Origin of the sequence: Burkholderia seminalis DSM 23518 (assembly GCF_902832885.1) — a bacterium.
Taxonomy (GTDB): Bacteria; Pseudomonadota; Gammaproteobacteria; order Burkholderiales; family Burkholderiaceae; genus Burkholderia; species Burkholderia seminalis.
The window spans coordinates 289666-304786 of sequence record NZ_CADFDK010000006.1 but is presented as its reverse complement, the minus strand read 5'-3'; the positions used below and the strand labels follow the sequence as shown (position 1 = coordinate 304786).

Here is a 15121-nt window from a genome sequence, read left to right as displayed (position 1 = left end):
TTCCCCCGATAAGCGCGAAACTGCGTGATGAAGGGCCGTCAGGCGGCGAGCCAGGCTTCGGCGACGCGCACCCAATAGCTGGCGCCGATCGCGAGGATGTCGTCGTTGAAGTCGTAGCCGGGGTTGTGCACCATGCAGCCGCCCTTGCTGCCGATCCCGTTGCCGATGAACGCGTAGCAGCCGGGGCGCGCTTCGAGCATGAACGCGAAATCCTCGCTGCCCATCAGCGGTGCGGCTTCGGTTTCGACGCGTTCGGCGCCGAGCATCTGGCGCGCGATGTCGGCCGCGAACGCGGTCGGTTCCGCGTGATTGACGAGCACCGGGTAGCCGTAGTCGTAGTCGACTTCCGCGCTCACGCCGAAGCTTTCCGCCTGGCCTCTCGCGAGTGCTTCGATGCGGCGCGCGAGCAGCGCGCGCACGTCGGCGTTCAGCGCGCGTACCGACAGCTTCATCACGACGGTCTCGGGAATGATGTTGAACGTCTCGCCGGCCTGTACGCTGCCGACCGTGATCACGGCCGCCTGCTGAGCGTCGACCTCGCGCGCGACGATCGTCTGCAGCGCGACCATGATGCTGCCCGCGGCCGACATCGGATCGCGCGCGAAATGCGGCATCGCGCCGTGGCCGCCGACGCCGCGCAGCGTGATCGTCACGCGGTCGGCCGACGCCATCGCGGCGCCGGTGCGGAAGGCCATGTCGCCGGCCGCGCGGCCCGGCATGTTGTGGATCGCGAAGATCGCGTCGCACGGGAAACGGTGGAACAGGCCGTCGTCCATCATCGCCTTCGCGCCGCCGAAGTTTTCCTCGGCCGGCTGGAAGATCAGGTTCAGCGTGCCGGAGAACTGGCGCGTCGCCGCGAGGTGACGCGCCGCGCACAGCAGCATCGCGGTATGGCCGTCATGGCCGCACGCGTGCATCTTGTTCGCATGGCGGCTCGCGTACGGCAGGCCCGTGGCTTCGGCGAGCGGCAGCGCGTCCATGTCGGCGCGCAGCCCGACCGTGCGCGTGCCTTGCCCTTCGCGCAGCACGCCGACGACCCCCGTCTTGCCGATGCCGCGATGCACTTCATAGCCCCAGCCGGTGAGCAGCTCGGCGACGAGGTCGCTCGTGAGCGTCTCTTCGAACGCGAGCTCGGGATGGGCGTGGATGCGGCGGCGCACCTCGACCAGCTCGGGGGCGATCGCGGCGATACCGGGGATGACGGGGTTCACGGCTTGCAGCATGGGGTCTCCAGTGGGGCCGAAGGGCGTTTGACGCGTATATGACGAGCAAGCATATAAATTTCTTTTGCGTACCAGAAGCTGATAAATTGCTTTGGTGCACACCACCGGTTGCCGCTCGGGAATACCCTGAGCCGGTAACGCCGCGATGCACGGGGTTTCCACGGATCACGCGTTGCCGCCATGAAATACCATCAGTTGAAAGCGTTCGTCACCGTTGCCGAAGAAGGCAGCATCCGTGCGGCCGCACGGCGCCTGAACGTGTCGCCGGCGGCGCTGACGAAGGCGGTCAAGGAACTCGAGATCGCGCTCGGCGTGTCGCTCGTCGTGCGTACCGCGCGCGGCGTTCAACTCACCGCGTTCGGCCAGCAATTGCAGGTGCGCGCGCGGCTGATCGTCGCCGAAATGCAGCGCGCCCGCGACGACATCGAGCAGGCACAGGGGGCGATGACGGGCTCCGTGTCGGCGGCGATCACACCGGCGGCCGCGGTGACGATCCTGCCCGACGCGTTTCGGGCATTCCGGCACCGCTTCCCGGTGGCGCGCGTCAACCTGGTCGAAGGGTTTCCGGGCGTCGCGCTGCCGCGCCTGCACGACGGCTCGCTCGATTTCGCGGTGGCGGTCGTCGTCCCCGAACTGCTGGCGGCCGAGTTCGACCATGCGGAGCTTTACGCGAGCCGCTCGCTGATCGTCGCGCGCAAGGGGCATCCGCTCGCGTCGGCCACGTCGCTCGCCGATCTCGTCGACGCCGACTGGCTGATGAACCCGTCGCCGGAAAGCTCGACGCAGGTGTTGTTCAATTCATTCGTCGCGTACGGGCTGCCGGTACCGGCGCGCGTCGTCGAATGCCCGAGCTTCGGGCTCGCACACAGCCTGATGACCGGTTGCGACCTGATCGCATCGATGCCCGAGCAATTGCTGCAGGGCGAGTGGGCGCGCGACCAGCTCGCGGTGTTGCCGATTCGCGAGCGGCTGCCGGGTGTCTCGGTACAGGTCGTCACGCGCCGCGACAGCCCGCTGACGCCGGCCGCGGCGATGCTGCTCGACTGCCTGCGCGATTCCGCGCGGCGCAAGGGGTTGCGGTGAACCCGAGTTCCACGGCAATCATGTAGTCATCCTGATGATGACCACCCCGACAAGCGACCGGCGGCCGGCCGTTCCGACGTATGCCGCGCGAGCCGGTATGATATCGGCCGGCCCGCCGCTCCGGCCGGCCTCCAATCCATCACTATCCGGCATCCAGCAATCAGAGGCATCACATGACCAGTGCAACCCAATTCGACAACGTATCGGTCGTCAAGCGCGCGAACGTCTATTTCGACGGCAAGTGCGTGTCGCATACCGTGCTCTTCCCGGATGGCACGCGCAAGACGCTCGGCGTGATCCTGCCGTGCGCGCTCAACTTCGGTACGGACGCGCCCGAATTGATGGAAGTGCAGGCCGGCAAGTGCCGCGTGAAGCTCGACGGCAGCAGCGAATGGCAAACCTATGGCGCCGGCGAGTCGTTCTCGGTGCCGGGCAAGAGCCGCTTCGACATCGAAGTGCTCGAGACGCTCGATTACGTCTGCAGCTACCTGTAAGCGCGGGCGGCAGAAAAAGAAAAAGCCCCGTCGAAACGGGGCTTGTCGCAAGCGGATGGCGCAAGGCCATCCGGAGCGCCTGTTCGATTTACAGGCAGGCGTTGATGTCGCCGGCCGACGAGGCATCGCCGCCGCGGAAACCGACCCAGGTTTTCGCGTTCGCGGCGTTGGCCGGGCGCACCACGGCGGCAGCGCCGTTCGGCGGCTGCTGGCCCGGTGCATAAACGGCCATGGCGAGGCCGTTCGCCAGTTCGTACTGCGACGTCACTTGCTGTTGCGACTTGTCGGCCCACGTCTTGGCGATGCACTGCGCGACCTGGTCGGCGGGCTTTTGGCTTTGTCCCACGTTCTGCAGGGCAGAATCGGCTGCATGAGCAGAAAATGCCACGGTCAATGCGATGAGCGGTAAGTATTTCGCGTTCACGTTATCTCCCTCGAGTCGTGATTGATTAGGTGGGATCCGCAGTAGTACTGCGTGCTAGTGAGATCGCATCGGGCGAGCACGGTTCCGGCTATTCCGAAACAAGTTGTTAACGCGCTTGCCAAATGGCGGCTCCGGTGCTGTGCAGCGTTGCTGCGATGCGGCATGCGTCGTCTGCGATTCGACGTCATGTGTTGCCCGGTCGGCGCGCGGTCCGGTCGTGTGGTGTCGTGACGGCCGCGGCAAACGGCATGTGCGTGCATGCCGTGCCGCGACTCTTTATCAGATGGCGAAGTGGAATGGCTGATTGATGGCCCCGTCGCATGGACACCATCATGACAAACTTTCGCCCGTCGAACTGTTAACCAACTTTAAACGCGGGACGCGACCGAATGTGATGCAGCACGCGGGGGGGCATCAGCCCGCCTCGCGGGTGCCTGCGTCGCGCAGGTTGACCGGGACGATGGGGCGGAAGCGCTCGCGCGTCTGTTCGTCGTCGAAGTGATGGCGCGCGGGCTTGATCAGGTCGCTGCGCGACACGATGCCGATGACACGTAGCGATTGCTCGTCGTCGACGACGGGCAGGCGTTCGAGGCCGAGCATCGCGAGTCGCGATGCGACGACGCGGCACGTTTCGTGCGCGAGCGCGACGGCCGGCACGCGGTTGGCGAATGCATCGGAGATCGGCGACTCGGCGCCTGCCTCTGCGCGCCGCGCATCGAGCGTCGCACGATCGACGAGGCCGAGCAGGCGGCCGTGCTGCACGACCGGGTACGCGCGATGCGTCTGCTTCGCGCCGAAGTAGCGCGACTCGACGGTAGCGAGCGTCGTCGCGCCGTCGATCGCGACGACCCGGTCGGCCGACGTCATGACTTCGCCGATGTCATGGCGCTCGAGCGGATCGACACCGTATTCGCGATAGATGTGATAGCCGCGACGCGCGATCTTCTCCGTCATGATCGAACGCTTCATCACGATGGTCGAGAAACCGTGCGCGACGAGCGTCGCCGCGAGCAGCGGCAGCAGCGCGTTCGCGTCGTGCGTGAGGCCGAACGCAAACACGATCGCGGTCAGCGGAGCGCCGAGCGTGGCACCGAGCGTCGCGGCCATGCATACGAGCGGCCACAGCGCCGGATCGCCACCCGGCAGCATCGGCGACAGCACGGTGCCGAGGCCGGCGCCGAGCATCAGCAGCGGCGCCAGCACGCCGCCCGACGTGCCCGAGCCGAGCGCGATCACCCACATCACGGCCTTCACGACCAGCAGCGCAAGTGCGATCTTCAACGCGATGTGCTGATGAAGCAGATCGCCGATCACGTCGTAGCCGACGCCGAGCGCGCGCGGTTCGAGCCAGCCGCCGATGCCGATCGCGATCGCGCCAAGCGCGGGCCACCACATCCAGTGCACAGGCAGCTTCGCGAAGGTGTCCTCGACGCGATAGAGCGCCGCCGACAGGCCGCACGCGAGCATGCCCGACGGCAGGCCGGCGACGATGCACGACAGCAGCGCGACGGGCGTCGGCACGGCCGTCGTCAGCGGAAACAGCGGATCGACGCCGAAGCACACCGCGCGTGCGAACCCGGCCACCGCGCACGCCAGCGCGACCGGCAGGAAGCTGCGCGGACGCCATTCGAACAGCAGCAACTCGACCGCGAGCAGCACCGCGGCGACCGGCGTGCCGAACACGGCCGTCATGCCGGCGGCCGCACCGGCCACGAGCAGCGTCTTGCGCTCGGCGGCGGTCACGTGCACGCGTTGCGCGACCAGCGAGCCGAGTGCGCCGCCCGTCATGATGATCGGGCCTTCGGCGCCGAACGGGCCGCCGCTGCCGATCACGACGCCGGACGACAGCGGCTTCAGGATCGCGACCTTCGGCGACATGCGGCTCTTGCCGAACAGGATCGCCTCGATTGCTTCGGGAATGCCGTGGCCGCGGATCTTCCGCGAACCGAAGCGCGCCATCATCCCGACGATCAGCCCGCCGATCACCGGGATCACGATCACCCATGCGCCGAGCGTGTTGTTCGCCGGGGAGCGGTCGGCGAACGAGAGCTGCTGGAAGAAGAACAGGTTCGTGAACAGGTGGATCAGGCTCGACAGCACGAACGCGGCGAGCGTGCTGAGCAGGCCGATCCCGGCGGCAAGCAACGCGATCCCGGGCAGGCGTTCGATGGGCGCGAAATCGCGTTTGTGTGGTGCGTTCATCGGCGTGACAAGGGCAAGGGTCAGTAATCGATCCGGGGCACCTGGAACGTGTCCTTGAGCGACTTCAGCTCGGCGCGATGCATGGCCGCGAGGCGGGCGAGCAGCGTTTCGCCGGCCGGCTCGAGGTGGACCTCGACCTGGCGGCGATCGGCTTCGCTCGGCTTGCGCTTCACGAGCCCGAGCGCTTCGCAGCGCGTCACCAGTGCGACGACGCCGTGATGCTGCGCCTGCAGGCGTTCCGCGAGCTCGCCGATGGTCGCCCATTCGCGATGCGGATAGCCCTTGATGTGCAGCAGCAGCAGGTATTGCAGCGGCGTCACGCCTTCGCTTTGCGCGGCGCGTTCGGAGAAGCGCTCGAAGCGGCGCATCTGGTAACGGAACTCGGACAGTTGCTGGAAATCGCTCTTGTTCAGCGCGCGTCGGGTATCGTTCATCGAGGTCGGTCGTACGGGCGGTTTCGGTGGCGTCAAATATATCACAACATGATATAAGTGAACGATATTGGGCGGAATGGAGACGGTCCGCGCTGCGTCAGCCGTTTTGTGGCGTCACGTGCGTTACGCGGCCTCGAGCATTTGGGTCTGCCGATAAAGGCCCGTCACGAGATCCGTCTGCGTCATGATCCCGACGAGCCGGCGCGACGCATCGACGACCGGAATGTGATGGTGGCCCGAATGCGTGAACAGCGGCACGAGCGCGGTGATCGGCATCGTTTCCGGCACGCACGCGACGTCGCGCGTCATCACGGTGGCGACGCTCGCAGGCCGGCCGCCGAGCGATTGCGGCAGTCGCGCGGACAGGCGTTGCCACAGCGGGGCCGGGCGGCGCGGCTGGCGCGTGAGGTCGGCGCGCGTGACGATGCCGGTCAGGCGGCCTTCGCCATCGACCACCGGCAGTGCCTTCACGCAGTGACGGTCGAGCAGTGTCAGCGCGGCCGTTACCGACGTCGACGGTGCGACCTCGATCGCGTGTTTCGTCATGAGGTCGGCGCAAGTGAGCTGGCCGAACGTGCGCGTATAGGCCTGCATCTCGGTTTCGCGCAGCAGCGTTTCGAGATCGTCCGGATCGATGTCGAGCCATTCGCCGCGGCGCTTCAGCACCGCATCGAGATCGCTGCGCGTGAAGCCGCCGTGCGCCGGCACGGCGCCGCCCGCCCGCGGTTTCGCTTCGGGATGTACGCCGCCATGCGGGTAGCGATGCCCGGTCAGCGCGTGATACGCGAGCGCGGCCGACAGCAGGATCGCCGATTGCAGCGCGATCGGCTCCAGCACGAAACGGAAGCCGAGCGAGTGGATGGCCGGGCCGCCGACCACGGCTGTGAGCGCGACGGCGCCCGACGGCGGGTGCACGCAGCGCAGCGCGAACATGCCGCCGATCGCGCACGCGATCGCGACCGCGGCGGCGGTGACCGGATCGGCGATCCATCGCGCGCAGGCAACGCCGACCGTCGCCGCGACGAGATTGCCGCCGATGATCGACCACGGCTGCGCGAGCGGGCTTGCCGGCACCGCGAACAGCAGCACCGCCGATGCCCCCATCGGCGCGACGAGCAGCGGCACGAGGCCCGGCCCGCCGGGTAGCAGCCGCATCGTCGCGCCGACCGTCGCGATTCCCACGAGCGCACCCGTGCACGAACGCAGGCGTTCGCGCCAGCCAAGCGATATCGGATGCGGAAGGAAGCCGTGCAGCCATTGCCGCAACGTGCGGCGCGATGGAGGGGAGCCTGGTGACATGAACGGGCGAGCGGTAAAGGTGACGGCGCGGTGCGCGCGCGGTGACGAGAGCGGAATTATATCGTGTTGTGATATAAATTGCCGCGCGGCATCAAGCCGTTGCGCACGGGGGAGCCCGAGTCTTGCGAAAACCTTTCGTCCGATGAAAGCTTCGGGGGCGAACAATCGCGCAAATTTGTCTGCGGCGGCGTACAATTCCGGCCACTGAATCCCCCGTCACGCCAGAACCACGTACGCGATGCCCGCTCTCCCGCCTTTTCCCCGGCTCGCTGATCGATTCGACGTGGTTCGCGGCCGCGTTCCGTTTCCCCTCTGACGCGAGCGCCGCCGACGCCTCCCCACTGACTCTCCCCAAGCCAATCCAATGGATATGCTCGAAAACATGCGCCTGTTCGTGCGCGTTGTCGAAGCCGGCAGTTTTACTGCGGTCGCGAAGGAAATCGACGCGACCACCGCGCAGGTGTCGCGCGCGGTCTCGAACCTCGAAGCGCACGTACAGACGCGCCTGCTGCATCGCACGACGCGCCACCTCGGTCTGACCGAAAGCGGCGAACGCTATTTCGAGCGCGCGAAGTCGATCCTCGCGGAAATCGACTACGCGAACGCCGAGGCGCGCAACGCGCTGCTGCGGCCGAGCGGCAAGATGCGCATCCATGCGATGACGGGGCTCGGGCAGAGCCATGTCGTGTCGTCGATCGTCCGGTACCAGGAGGACAATCCCGACGTGTCGGTCGAACTGACGCTTGCGCAGCGGATGCCGAATCTCGTCGAGGAGGGTTACGACGTGTCGATCGTGACGGCGTCGCAACTGCCCGATTCAGGTTATGTCGCGCAGACCTGCGGCACGAGCTGCAGCGTGCTCGTCGCGTCGCGCGAATACCTGGCGCGGCACGGTGCGCCGCAGACGCCCGACGAACTGCCGAACCACGTGTGCCTGCGCCTCGACACGCCGGCGTCGCCGGCCGGCGAATGGCGGCTCGAGCGCAGCGACGGCGAGGAGGCGGTCTACGAACTGCAGCCGGCGCCGTTCCAGGTCAACGTGCCGGACGCGCTGTGCGTCGCGGTGCGCGCCGGGCGCGGGATCGCGTGCGTCGCGCTGTACACGGTGCTCGACGACATTCGCGAAGGGCGGCTGATCCGCGTGCTGCCCGAGTATCGGCTGCAGACGGTGAGCGTGTACGCCGTGTATGCGACGCGCCGTTATCTCGACGCGAAGATCCGCACCTTCCTCGATCACCTGCGCACGACGCTCACGCCTGCGCTGGAGAACGACCTGCGCGAGCTCGAGCGGCTGACGATCGAACCGGCTCCGGGCGGCCGCAAGCGCGCGTGACGGCGCGCCTGCGCGCGGCGGCGGCGTTCACGCGGCCGGCGCGATGCGGATCCGCTCGAAGCGGCCCGCGAGCCACGTGTATGCGGCGATGCCGATCAGCCCGTGCGCGGCGACGAACCACAGCGCGCCGGCAAACGAACCCGTGCTGGCGACGAAGTAGCCGATCGCGAGCGGCGTGACGATCCCGGCGATGTTGCCGAGGCCGTTGAACACGCCGCCGCTCAGCCCGACCATGCCTTCCGGCGCCGTATCGGCGAGCACGGCCCAGCCGACCGCCGCCAGCCCCTTGCCGAAGAACGCGATCGTCATCAGCGCGATCACGATCGCGTTCGACGACGCGCCGTTCGCGAGCACGAGCAGCGTCGCCATCGCCATCCCCGCGACGAACGGCGTCTTGCGTGCCTTCGACGGATGCAGTCCACGCCGGATCAGCCAGTCCGACAGCACGCCGCCGAGCACGCCGCCCGTGAACCCGCAGATCGCCGGCAGCGCGGCGACCCAGCCGGCTTCCATGATCGTCATCCCGCGCCCCTTGATCAGGTAGATCGGAAACCACGTGATGAAGAAGTACGTGAGTGCCGTGATGCAGTACTGGCCGATATAGATCGCCCACAGGTTCCGGTGGCGGAACAGTTGCGATGCGTCGTGCCACGACACGCGCGGCCGGTGGCGCACGCGATTCGCCTCGAGATCGACGAGCGCGCCGTGTGCGCGCAGGTAGTCACGCTCCGCATCGGTCACGCGCGGGTGGCCGTGAGGTTCGCGATACCACGCGAACCACAGCACCGCGAGCGCGATGCCGAGCAACCCCATCCACAGGAACACGTGCTCCCAGCCGAGCGCGTGCGTGAGCCAGGCCATCGCGGGCGTGAACAGCACGACGGCCATGTACTGCGCGGAATTGAACAGCGCCGACGCGGTGCCGCGTTCGGCGGTCGGGAACCAGCAGGCGACGATCCGCGAATTGGCGGGGAAGGCCGGCGATTCGACGAGGCCGAGCATGAAGCGCATGACGAACAGCGCGAGCGTCGCGCCCGCACCCTGCACGGCGAGCCAGCCGACCGTGCCCTGCAGCATCGTGAAGACCGACCACAGCAGCAGGCTCAGGCCGTACACGCGCCGCGCGCCGAAGCGGTCGAGCAGCCAGCCGCCCGGGACCTGGCCGATCGCATAGGCCCAGGCGAACGCGGAAAAGACGATGCCGAGCTGCACGGGCGTCAGCCCGAGGTCGTGCGCGACGCCGGTGCCGGCGATCGACATCGTCGCGCGATCCGCGTAGTTGATGACGGTGACCGCGAAAATCAGCGCGAGGACCGTGTAGCGGACGCGGCCGATCGTGCGCGACGCGGCGGGGGAGGCGGCGAGGGCGGCGCCGCTGGATCGATTGGGCATGCGTGTCTCCTGGCCTCCGTCGGGCGGAGGCATCGGTTGTCGTATCGAGGATGCCGGCCGTACGGCCGCGCCGCGGTCAGCCGGTGACGCTGGTCGGCGGGCGCTGGCCCGCGAAACACGCGGCGAGGTTGGCGAGCACGATCCGGCCCATCTCTTCGCGCGTTTCGTGCGTGGCGCTCGCGCGGTGCGGCTGCACGACGACGCGGTCGAGTTCGAGCAGCGCGGCCGGGACGTGCGGCTCGTTCGCGAACACGTCGAGGCCGGCGCCGGCGATCGTGCCGTCGGCCAGCGCGCGTACGAGCGCGGCCTCGTCGACCAGCTTGCCGCGCGCGACATTGATCAGGAATCCTTGAGGGCCGAGCGCGGCGAGCACGTCGGCCGTCACGAGCACGTTGCCGTGATCGGCCGATGCCGCGATCACGAGCACGTCGCTGTCGCGCGCGAGCGCGGCGAGATCGGGCACGTAGCGATAGCCGCTGTCGCGGTGCTCGCGCGGGCCGAAGTAGCTCACGGGCATCCGGAACGCCTGCGCGCGCTGCGCGATCGCGCGGCCCACGCGGCCGAGCCCGACGATGCCGAGCCGCTTGCCGGTGACCTGCGTCGCGAGCGGCTGGGCCGTCTTGCCCCAGCGGCCGGCGCGCACGATCCGCTCGCCGGCGCCGAGATCGCGCAGCGTCATCAGGATCAGCCCCAGCGCCATGTCGGCCACGTCGTCGGTCAGCACGTCGGGTGTCGTCGTCACGTGGATGCCGCGTGCGCGGGCGCGATCGAGATCGACCGCATCGGTGCCGATGCCGTTGATCGCGACGATCTCGAGCGCGCTCAGCCGGTCCATCAGCGCGGCGGACAGGCCGTTCGCGCCGCCGGTCACGACACCCCGAATGCGCGAGGCCACGCGATCGAGCAGCGCGTCGGGCTGCGCGGCCGCATACGGTCGGTGCACCGCGTAACGGGCGGACAGTTCGGCGTCGATGGTGTCGGGGAGCGGCTGGGTCAGCAGGATGTCGATGGTCATGAAGGTCTCGGTCGTCGTGTTTGGCGCGGGCCGTGCATCAGGTGGAACCGAGTATAGGAATCGCATCGATATCGGTCTAACATCAAAAGACTATCGATTAATTCAAGATTTGGATGATTGAACTACACCAGCTTCGCTGCTTCGTCGCGGTGGCCGAGGAACTGCATTTCGGCCGCGCGGCCAAGCGGCTCTTCATGACCCAGCCGCCGCTCAGCCGGCAGATCCAGCTGCTCGAGCACGCGCTCGGCATCGCGCTGCTCGAACGCAGCAGCCGGCAGGTCAGCCTGACCGCGGCCGGCGAGCGCTTCCTGCGCGATGCGCGGCACATCCTCGAATTCTCGGCACGGGCCGAGCAGGCCGCGCAGCGCGTCGCGCACGGCGGGGCCGGCCGCATCACGCTCGGCTTCACGGCCGTCAGTGCGTACCGGATGATTCCGGTGCTGCTCGCGCACGCCGCGCATGCGCTGCCGGACGTCGACGTCGAATTGCGCGAAATGGTGTCGACCGTGCAGATCGACGCGCTCGCGTCGCGGATGCTCGACGCGGGTTTCGTGCGCCAGCGCGCGGCGCGCCAGCCGCTGGAATACCGGCTCGTGCAGCGCGAGCCGATGCTCGTCGCGGTCGCGCAAGGCGCGCCGCTCGCCGGCTACGAGCAGATCGGCCCCGACGAGCTCGACCGGCAGCCGTTCATCGCGTACTCGCCGAACGAGGGGAAGTACTTCCACGACATGATCTCGGGGATGTTCGCGGGCGCCGGGCGGCTGCCGAACTACCTGCATTACGTCGGGCAGACGCATACGATCCTCGGCCTCGTGCGCGCGGGGCTCGGCGCGGCGCTGGTGCCGGCATCGGCGCGCGAGCTTCACGTCGACGGCGTGGTGTTCCGGCCGCTGGCGGGTGTCAATGTCGCGGCCGAGCTGTATCTCGCGTGGCGGGCGGACAACGACAATCCGGCGCTGCCGGTGTTCAACGCGATGGTCGAGCGGTTTCTGACCGAGAGCACGGACGACGTGGGCGTCTAGCGGCGTTTGCTCGCGCGAGCGGGCGCCGGCGTGCGCCGAAAAGTCTGTCGTCTGACGATTCGAGCCGCCGTTCGAATTGTTTCGGCTGCAGCCGAAAATGTGCGGGAAGCGGCCAATTTTTGTCCGATTTTCGCGAAAAAACGCGCTGCACGCCCCTTGGGTTTCATTTTAGGCAGGGGAAACCCTCATTTTTCCTTATCGGTCATCGTATTACTGTATCGATACACTAAATCGATACAGTGACGTCGCGAGGCGCACTGCAAAGGAGACGGCTCATGAATACCTACACCCGGCGGCGCTTCCTGCAGACGGTGTCGGCGGCCACGCTCGCGGCCGCGGGCGGCTTGCCGGAAAGCGTGCGCGCGCAGCAGCCGGTCGTCGCGCTGCGCTGCTCGTCGTCGATGCCGGCCGACCGGAACGCCGCGCACTACGTGTGGTACGAGCGTCTCGCCGCGAACCTGAAGGCGAGCGTGGGCGATGCGATCCGGGTCGACTACTTTCCGAACAGCCAGCTCGGCAAGGAAAACGACGTCGTGCAGCAGGTCAAGATCGGCGCGATCGACATGATGATCGCGGGCTCGTCGATCTGGGCCACGATCGCGCCGGAGCTCGGGATGCTCGATCTCGGCTACCTGTTCGACAGCTACGCGCATGTCGCGAAGGCGCTCGACGGGCCGGTCGGCACGAGCCTGAACACGCTGCTGCAAAAGCGCGCCGGATGTTCGGTGCTGACCTGGGGCTCGCATTTCGGCGGCCGCTGCGTGTTCACGAAGCAGCCGGTGACGGCGCTGGCGGGACTGAAGGGGACGAAGCTGCGCGTGCTGCCGACGCCCGCGTTCATGGACACCTTCAAGGCGATGGGCGCGGTGCCGACGCCGATTCCGTTCGGCGAGCTGTACATGGCCGTGCAGACGGGCGTCGTCGACGGCCTGGAACACGATCCCGCCACGGTGCTCGCGAGCCGCTTCGACGAGACCGTGAAGTCGTGCTGGCAGTCGCACCACGTGTTCGCGGCGATGACCGTCGTGATGGGGCGGCGTGCGCTCGACCGGATTCCGGCCCATCTGCGGCCGGCGTTCGAGCGCGCGGTGGCCGACGCGACCGTGCAGCAGCGTGCGATTGCCGCGCAGAAGGCCGCGCAGGCGGAGCAGGCGCTGAAGCAGCGCGGCATGTCGTTTTATCCGCTGGCCGATGCCGAGCGCGCGGTGCTGCGGCAGACGATGCGCGACCGCCTGTATGTCGCGTTCGCGAAGCAGTATCCGGCCACCGCGCCGCTGTTTCCGGCGATCGCCGCCGCGCGGGGTTGAGCGATGGACATGCATTCCGTCTCGGGTGCCGCGTCGGCGCCCGCTGCAGGCCAACCGGCGCATCGCGCCGCCCGCGTGCTCGATGCGGCGCTGCGCTGGATTGAAATCCTGTCGGCGGCGGTGCTCGCCGTCGACGTGCTCGTCGTGTTCGTGTCGGTCGTGTTCCGCTATTTCCTGCACGACCCGGTCGACTGGGCCGAGGAAGTGGCCAGTGCGCTGATGATCGTGCTGGTGTTCTTCGGCGCGGCGACGGTGCTGGGGCGCAGCCAGCATGTCGGCATCGACGTGTTTCGCGGCCGGCTGCCGGCACGCTGGCAGGGCGCGCTGATCCAGGTCGGTCACTGGATCGTGGCGGCCGTCGCGCTGAACCTGCTGGTGTCGTCGTGCCAGTTGCTCGCGGATTCGTACGACCAGATGACGACGGGCGGCTTGCCGGGCTGGATCAACGGGTATCCGATGATGTTCGGCGCGCTGTTCATGACGGTATTCGCACTCGCCAATGCGCTGAACGCGCCGCGCCGCCGTGTGATCGGCACGTTCGCGTGCTGTGCGGCGCTCGCGGTCGCCGTGTACGGCTGGAACGCACTGTGGCCCGCGCATGCGGTCGCGCCGGGCACGCTGCTCGTCGCGGGCTTCGTCGGCGGGCTGGTGCTCGGCGTGCCGATCGGGTTCGTGCTGGCGTTTTCCGCGCTGCTGTATTTCCTCGCGGATCCGACGCTGCCGCTGCTCGTCTACTCGCAACAGGTGATGGCCGGTGCCGATCACTTCGTGCTGCTGGCGGTGCCGTTCTTCGTGCTGGCGGGGCTGCTGATGGAGTCCAACGGCATGTCCGCGCGGCTCGTCGAGTTGCTGCTGCGGATGTTCGGACGCGTGCGGGGCGGGCTCGGCCTGATCGTGATTTTCGCGACCGCGTGTTTTTCCGGCGTGTCGGGCTCGAAGCTGGCCGATATCGCGGCGGTGGGCGGCGTCGTGATGCCCGCCGTGCGCCGCGCACGGCAGGACCCGAACGAAACCGCCGCGCTGCTCGCGTGCAGCGCGGTGATGGCCGAGACGATTCCGCCCTGCGTGAACATGATCATCATGGGCTTCGTCGCGAACATCTCGATCGCCGGGCTGTTCGTCGCCGGGATCGTGCCGGCGGCCGTGCTGGCCGCGTCGCTCGCGGTCGTGACGGTGATCACCGGGCGCAAGATCGACGTGGCCGAGGTGTTCGTCGAGCGTCGCGCGTGGCTGCCGCTCGCGGGCGGCGCGCTCGTCGCGCTGGTCATGGTCGCGATGATCGGCAAGGGCGTGACGTCGGGTGTCGCGACGTCGACCGAGGTGTCCGCGTTTGCGGTGGTCTACGCGCTGGTCGTGGGCTGGCTCGCGTTCCGCGAACTGACGTGGCGTTCGGTCGGCCGCGTGTTCGTGCGCGCCGCATCGATGGCGAGCGGCATCCTGTTCATCGTCGCGGCGGCGTCGAGCGTGTCGTTCGCGCTGTCGATCGAGCAGATTCCGGCGCTCGTCTCGGGCACAATGACGGCGTTCGCCCATCAGTACGGCGCGACGATGTTCCTGCTGTTGTCGGCGCTGCTGATGATCGTGTTCGGCGCCGTGCTCGAAGGCGCGCCCGCGCTGATCATCTTCGGGCCGCTGCTCGCGCCGATCGCGCTGCAGCTCGGCATCAACCCGCTGCATTTCGGTACGGTCGTGGTGGTGGCGATGGGGTTCGGGCTGTTCGCGCCGCCGGTCGGCCTCGGGTTGTTCACGACGTGCGCGATCACGGGCACCGAGGTCGGGCGCGTGGCCCGGCCGATGGTGAAATACCTGCTGGTGCTGTTCGTCGCCCTGGTGGCGCTGATCTTCGCACCGGCGTTTTCGTTGTGGCTGCCGGCCCGTTTCGGCCTGTAGCCC

The 15121-nt window shown here is 68.0% G+C and carries 13 protein-coding genes; 6 read left to right on the top strand and 7 right to left on the bottom strand.

Annotated features, from left to right (window positions below; all coding sequences use genetic code 11):
* Positions 1-38 precede the first annotated feature (38 nt).
* The gene (locus HWX00_RS20770; protein ID WP_175028121.1) at positions 39-1223 is read right to left on the bottom strand and encodes a M20 aminoacylase family protein; all 1185 of its coding nucleotides are present in this window, start codon (positions 1221-1223) and stop codon (positions 39-41) included.
* Between the two features lie 180 nt (positions 1224-1403).
* Here HWX00_RS20770 and HWX00_RS20765 point away from each other — a divergent pair, with 180 nt between their 5' ends.
* Positions 1404-2306, top strand: coding sequence for a LysR substrate-binding domain-containing protein (locus HWX00_RS20765; protein ID WP_175028120.1), 903 nt, complete (start codon positions 1404-1406; stop codon positions 2304-2306).
* A gap of 173 nt (positions 2307-2479) precedes the next feature.
* Positions 2480-2800: a pyrimidine/purine nucleoside phosphorylase gene (ppnP, locus tag HWX00_RS20760; RefSeq protein WP_006478890.1), complete on the top strand. Its 321-nt coding sequence runs from the start codon at positions 2480-2482 to the stop codon at positions 2798-2800.
* A gap of 88 nt (positions 2801-2888) precedes the next feature.
* On the opposite strand, the gene HWX00_RS20755 is transcribed toward ppnP, so the two are convergent.
* The 4 genes from HWX00_RS20755 to HWX00_RS20740 form a co-directional block, all read right to left on the bottom strand.
* On the bottom strand, positions 2889-3224 hold the full coding sequence (locus HWX00_RS20755; protein ID WP_021162025.1) for a hypothetical protein: 336 nt from the start codon (positions 3222-3224) through the stop codon (positions 2889-2891).
* Between the two features lie 414 nt (positions 3225-3638).
* On the bottom strand, positions 3639-5426 hold the full coding sequence (locus HWX00_RS20750; protein ID WP_175028119.1) for a chloride channel protein: 1788 nt from the start codon (positions 5424-5426) through the stop codon (positions 3639-3641).
* A gap of 20 nt (positions 5427-5446) precedes the next feature.
* Positions 5447-5860 carry a MarR family winged helix-turn-helix transcriptional regulator gene (locus tag HWX00_RS20745; protein ID WP_034187884.1) on the bottom strand — a complete coding sequence of 138 codons (414 nt, stop codon included), beginning with the start codon at positions 5858-5860 and terminating at the stop codon, positions 5447-5449.
* A gap of 123 nt (positions 5861-5983) precedes the next feature.
* A complete protein-coding gene (locus tag HWX00_RS20740) occupies positions 5984-7159 on the bottom strand; it encodes an HPP family protein (RefSeq protein WP_175028118.1) in 1176 nt (391 codons plus the stop codon).
* A gap of 364 nt (positions 7160-7523) precedes the next feature.
* Between HWX00_RS20740 and HWX00_RS20735 the strand changes: the two genes are divergently transcribed.
* Entirely contained in the window at positions 7524-8492 is a 969-nt protein-coding gene (locus tag HWX00_RS20735) for a LysR family transcriptional regulator (protein WP_175028117.1), read from the top strand.
* Between the two features lie 27 nt (positions 8493-8519).
* Here the strand turns inward: HWX00_RS20735 and HWX00_RS20730 are convergent, their stop codons facing one another.
* Together HWX00_RS20730 and HWX00_RS20725 are read right to left on the bottom strand one after the other, a co-directional pair.
* Positions 8520-9884: an MFS transporter gene (locus HWX00_RS20730; RefSeq protein WP_124669912.1), complete on the bottom strand. Its 1365-nt coding sequence runs from the start codon at positions 9882-9884 to the stop codon at positions 8520-8522.
* Positions 9885-9960: 76 nt separating this feature from the next.
* Positions 9961-10899 carry a 2-hydroxyacid dehydrogenase gene (locus HWX00_RS20725; protein WP_124608820.1) on the bottom strand — a complete coding sequence of 313 codons (939 nt, stop codon included), beginning with the start codon at positions 10897-10899 and terminating at the stop codon, positions 9961-9963.
* A gap of 113 nt (positions 10900-11012) precedes the next feature.
* Between HWX00_RS20725 and HWX00_RS20720 the strand changes: the two genes are divergently transcribed.
* The 3 genes from HWX00_RS20720 to HWX00_RS20710 all read left to right on the top strand — a co-directional run bounded on the left by HWX00_RS20720 (position 11013) and on the right by HWX00_RS20710 (position 15118).
* On the top strand, positions 11013-11921 hold the full coding sequence (locus HWX00_RS20720) for a LysR family transcriptional regulator (RefSeq protein WP_034187879.1): 909 nt from the start codon (positions 11013-11015) through the stop codon (positions 11919-11921).
* A 275-nt stretch (positions 11922-12196) separates the two neighbouring features.
* Positions 12197-13228, top strand: coding sequence for a TRAP transporter substrate-binding protein (locus HWX00_RS20715; RefSeq protein ID WP_034187878.1), 1032 nt, complete (start codon positions 12197-12199; stop codon positions 13226-13228).
* 3 nt (positions 13229-13231) lie between these two features.
* Complete coding sequence (locus tag HWX00_RS20710; protein WP_082744620.1) at positions 13232-15118, top strand: TRAP transporter large permease; 1887 nt, start codon at positions 13232-13234, stop codon at positions 15116-15118.
* The last annotated feature ends 3 nt before the right edge of the window (positions 15119-15121 follow it).

Excerpts from the sequence above, each read along its gene's own strand:
- HWX00_RS20710 (WP_082744620.1), top strand. The coding sequence starts at position 13,232 with ATGGACATGCATTCCGTCTCGGGTGCCGCGTCGGCGCCCGCTGCAGGC.
- HWX00_RS20735 (WP_175028117.1), top strand. The coding sequence starts at position 7,524 with ATGGATATGCTCGAAAACATGCGCCTGTTCGTGCGCGTTGTCGAAGCC.
- HWX00_RS20725 (WP_124608820.1), bottom strand. The coding sequence starts at position 10,899 with ATGACCATCGACATCCTGCTGACCCAGCCGCTCCCCGACACCATCGAC.
- HWX00_RS20715 (WP_034187878.1), top strand. The coding sequence starts at position 12,197 with ATGAATACCTACACCCGGCGGCGCTTCCTGCAGACGGTGTCGGCGGCC.
- HWX00_RS20730 (WP_124669912.1), bottom strand. The coding sequence starts at position 9,884 with ATGCCCAATCGATCCAGCGGCGCCGCCCTCGCCGCCTCCCCCGCCGCG.
- HWX00_RS20745 (WP_034187884.1), bottom strand. The coding sequence starts at position 5,860 with ATGAACGATACCCGACGCGCGCTGAACAAGAGCGATTTCCAGCAACTG.
- HWX00_RS20720 (WP_034187879.1), top strand. The coding sequence starts at position 11,013 with ATGATTGAACTACACCAGCTTCGCTGCTTCGTCGCGGTGGCCGAGGAA.
- ppnP (WP_006478890.1), top strand. The coding sequence starts at position 2,480 with ATGACCAGTGCAACCCAATTCGACAACGTATCGGTCGTCAAGCGCGCG.
- HWX00_RS20740 (WP_175028118.1), bottom strand. The coding sequence starts at position 7,159 with ATGTCACCAGGCTCCCCTCCATCGCGCCGCACGTTGCGGCAATGGCTG.
- HWX00_RS20750 (WP_175028119.1), bottom strand. The coding sequence starts at position 5,426 with ATGAACGCACCACACAAACGCGATTTCGCGCCCATCGAACGCCTGCCC.
- HWX00_RS20770 (WP_175028121.1), bottom strand. The coding sequence starts at position 1,223 with ATGCTGCAAGCCGTGAACCCCGTCATCCCCGGTATCGCCGCGATCGCC.
- HWX00_RS20765 (WP_175028120.1), top strand. The coding sequence starts at position 1,404 with ATGAAATACCATCAGTTGAAAGCGTTCGTCACCGTTGCCGAAGAAGGC.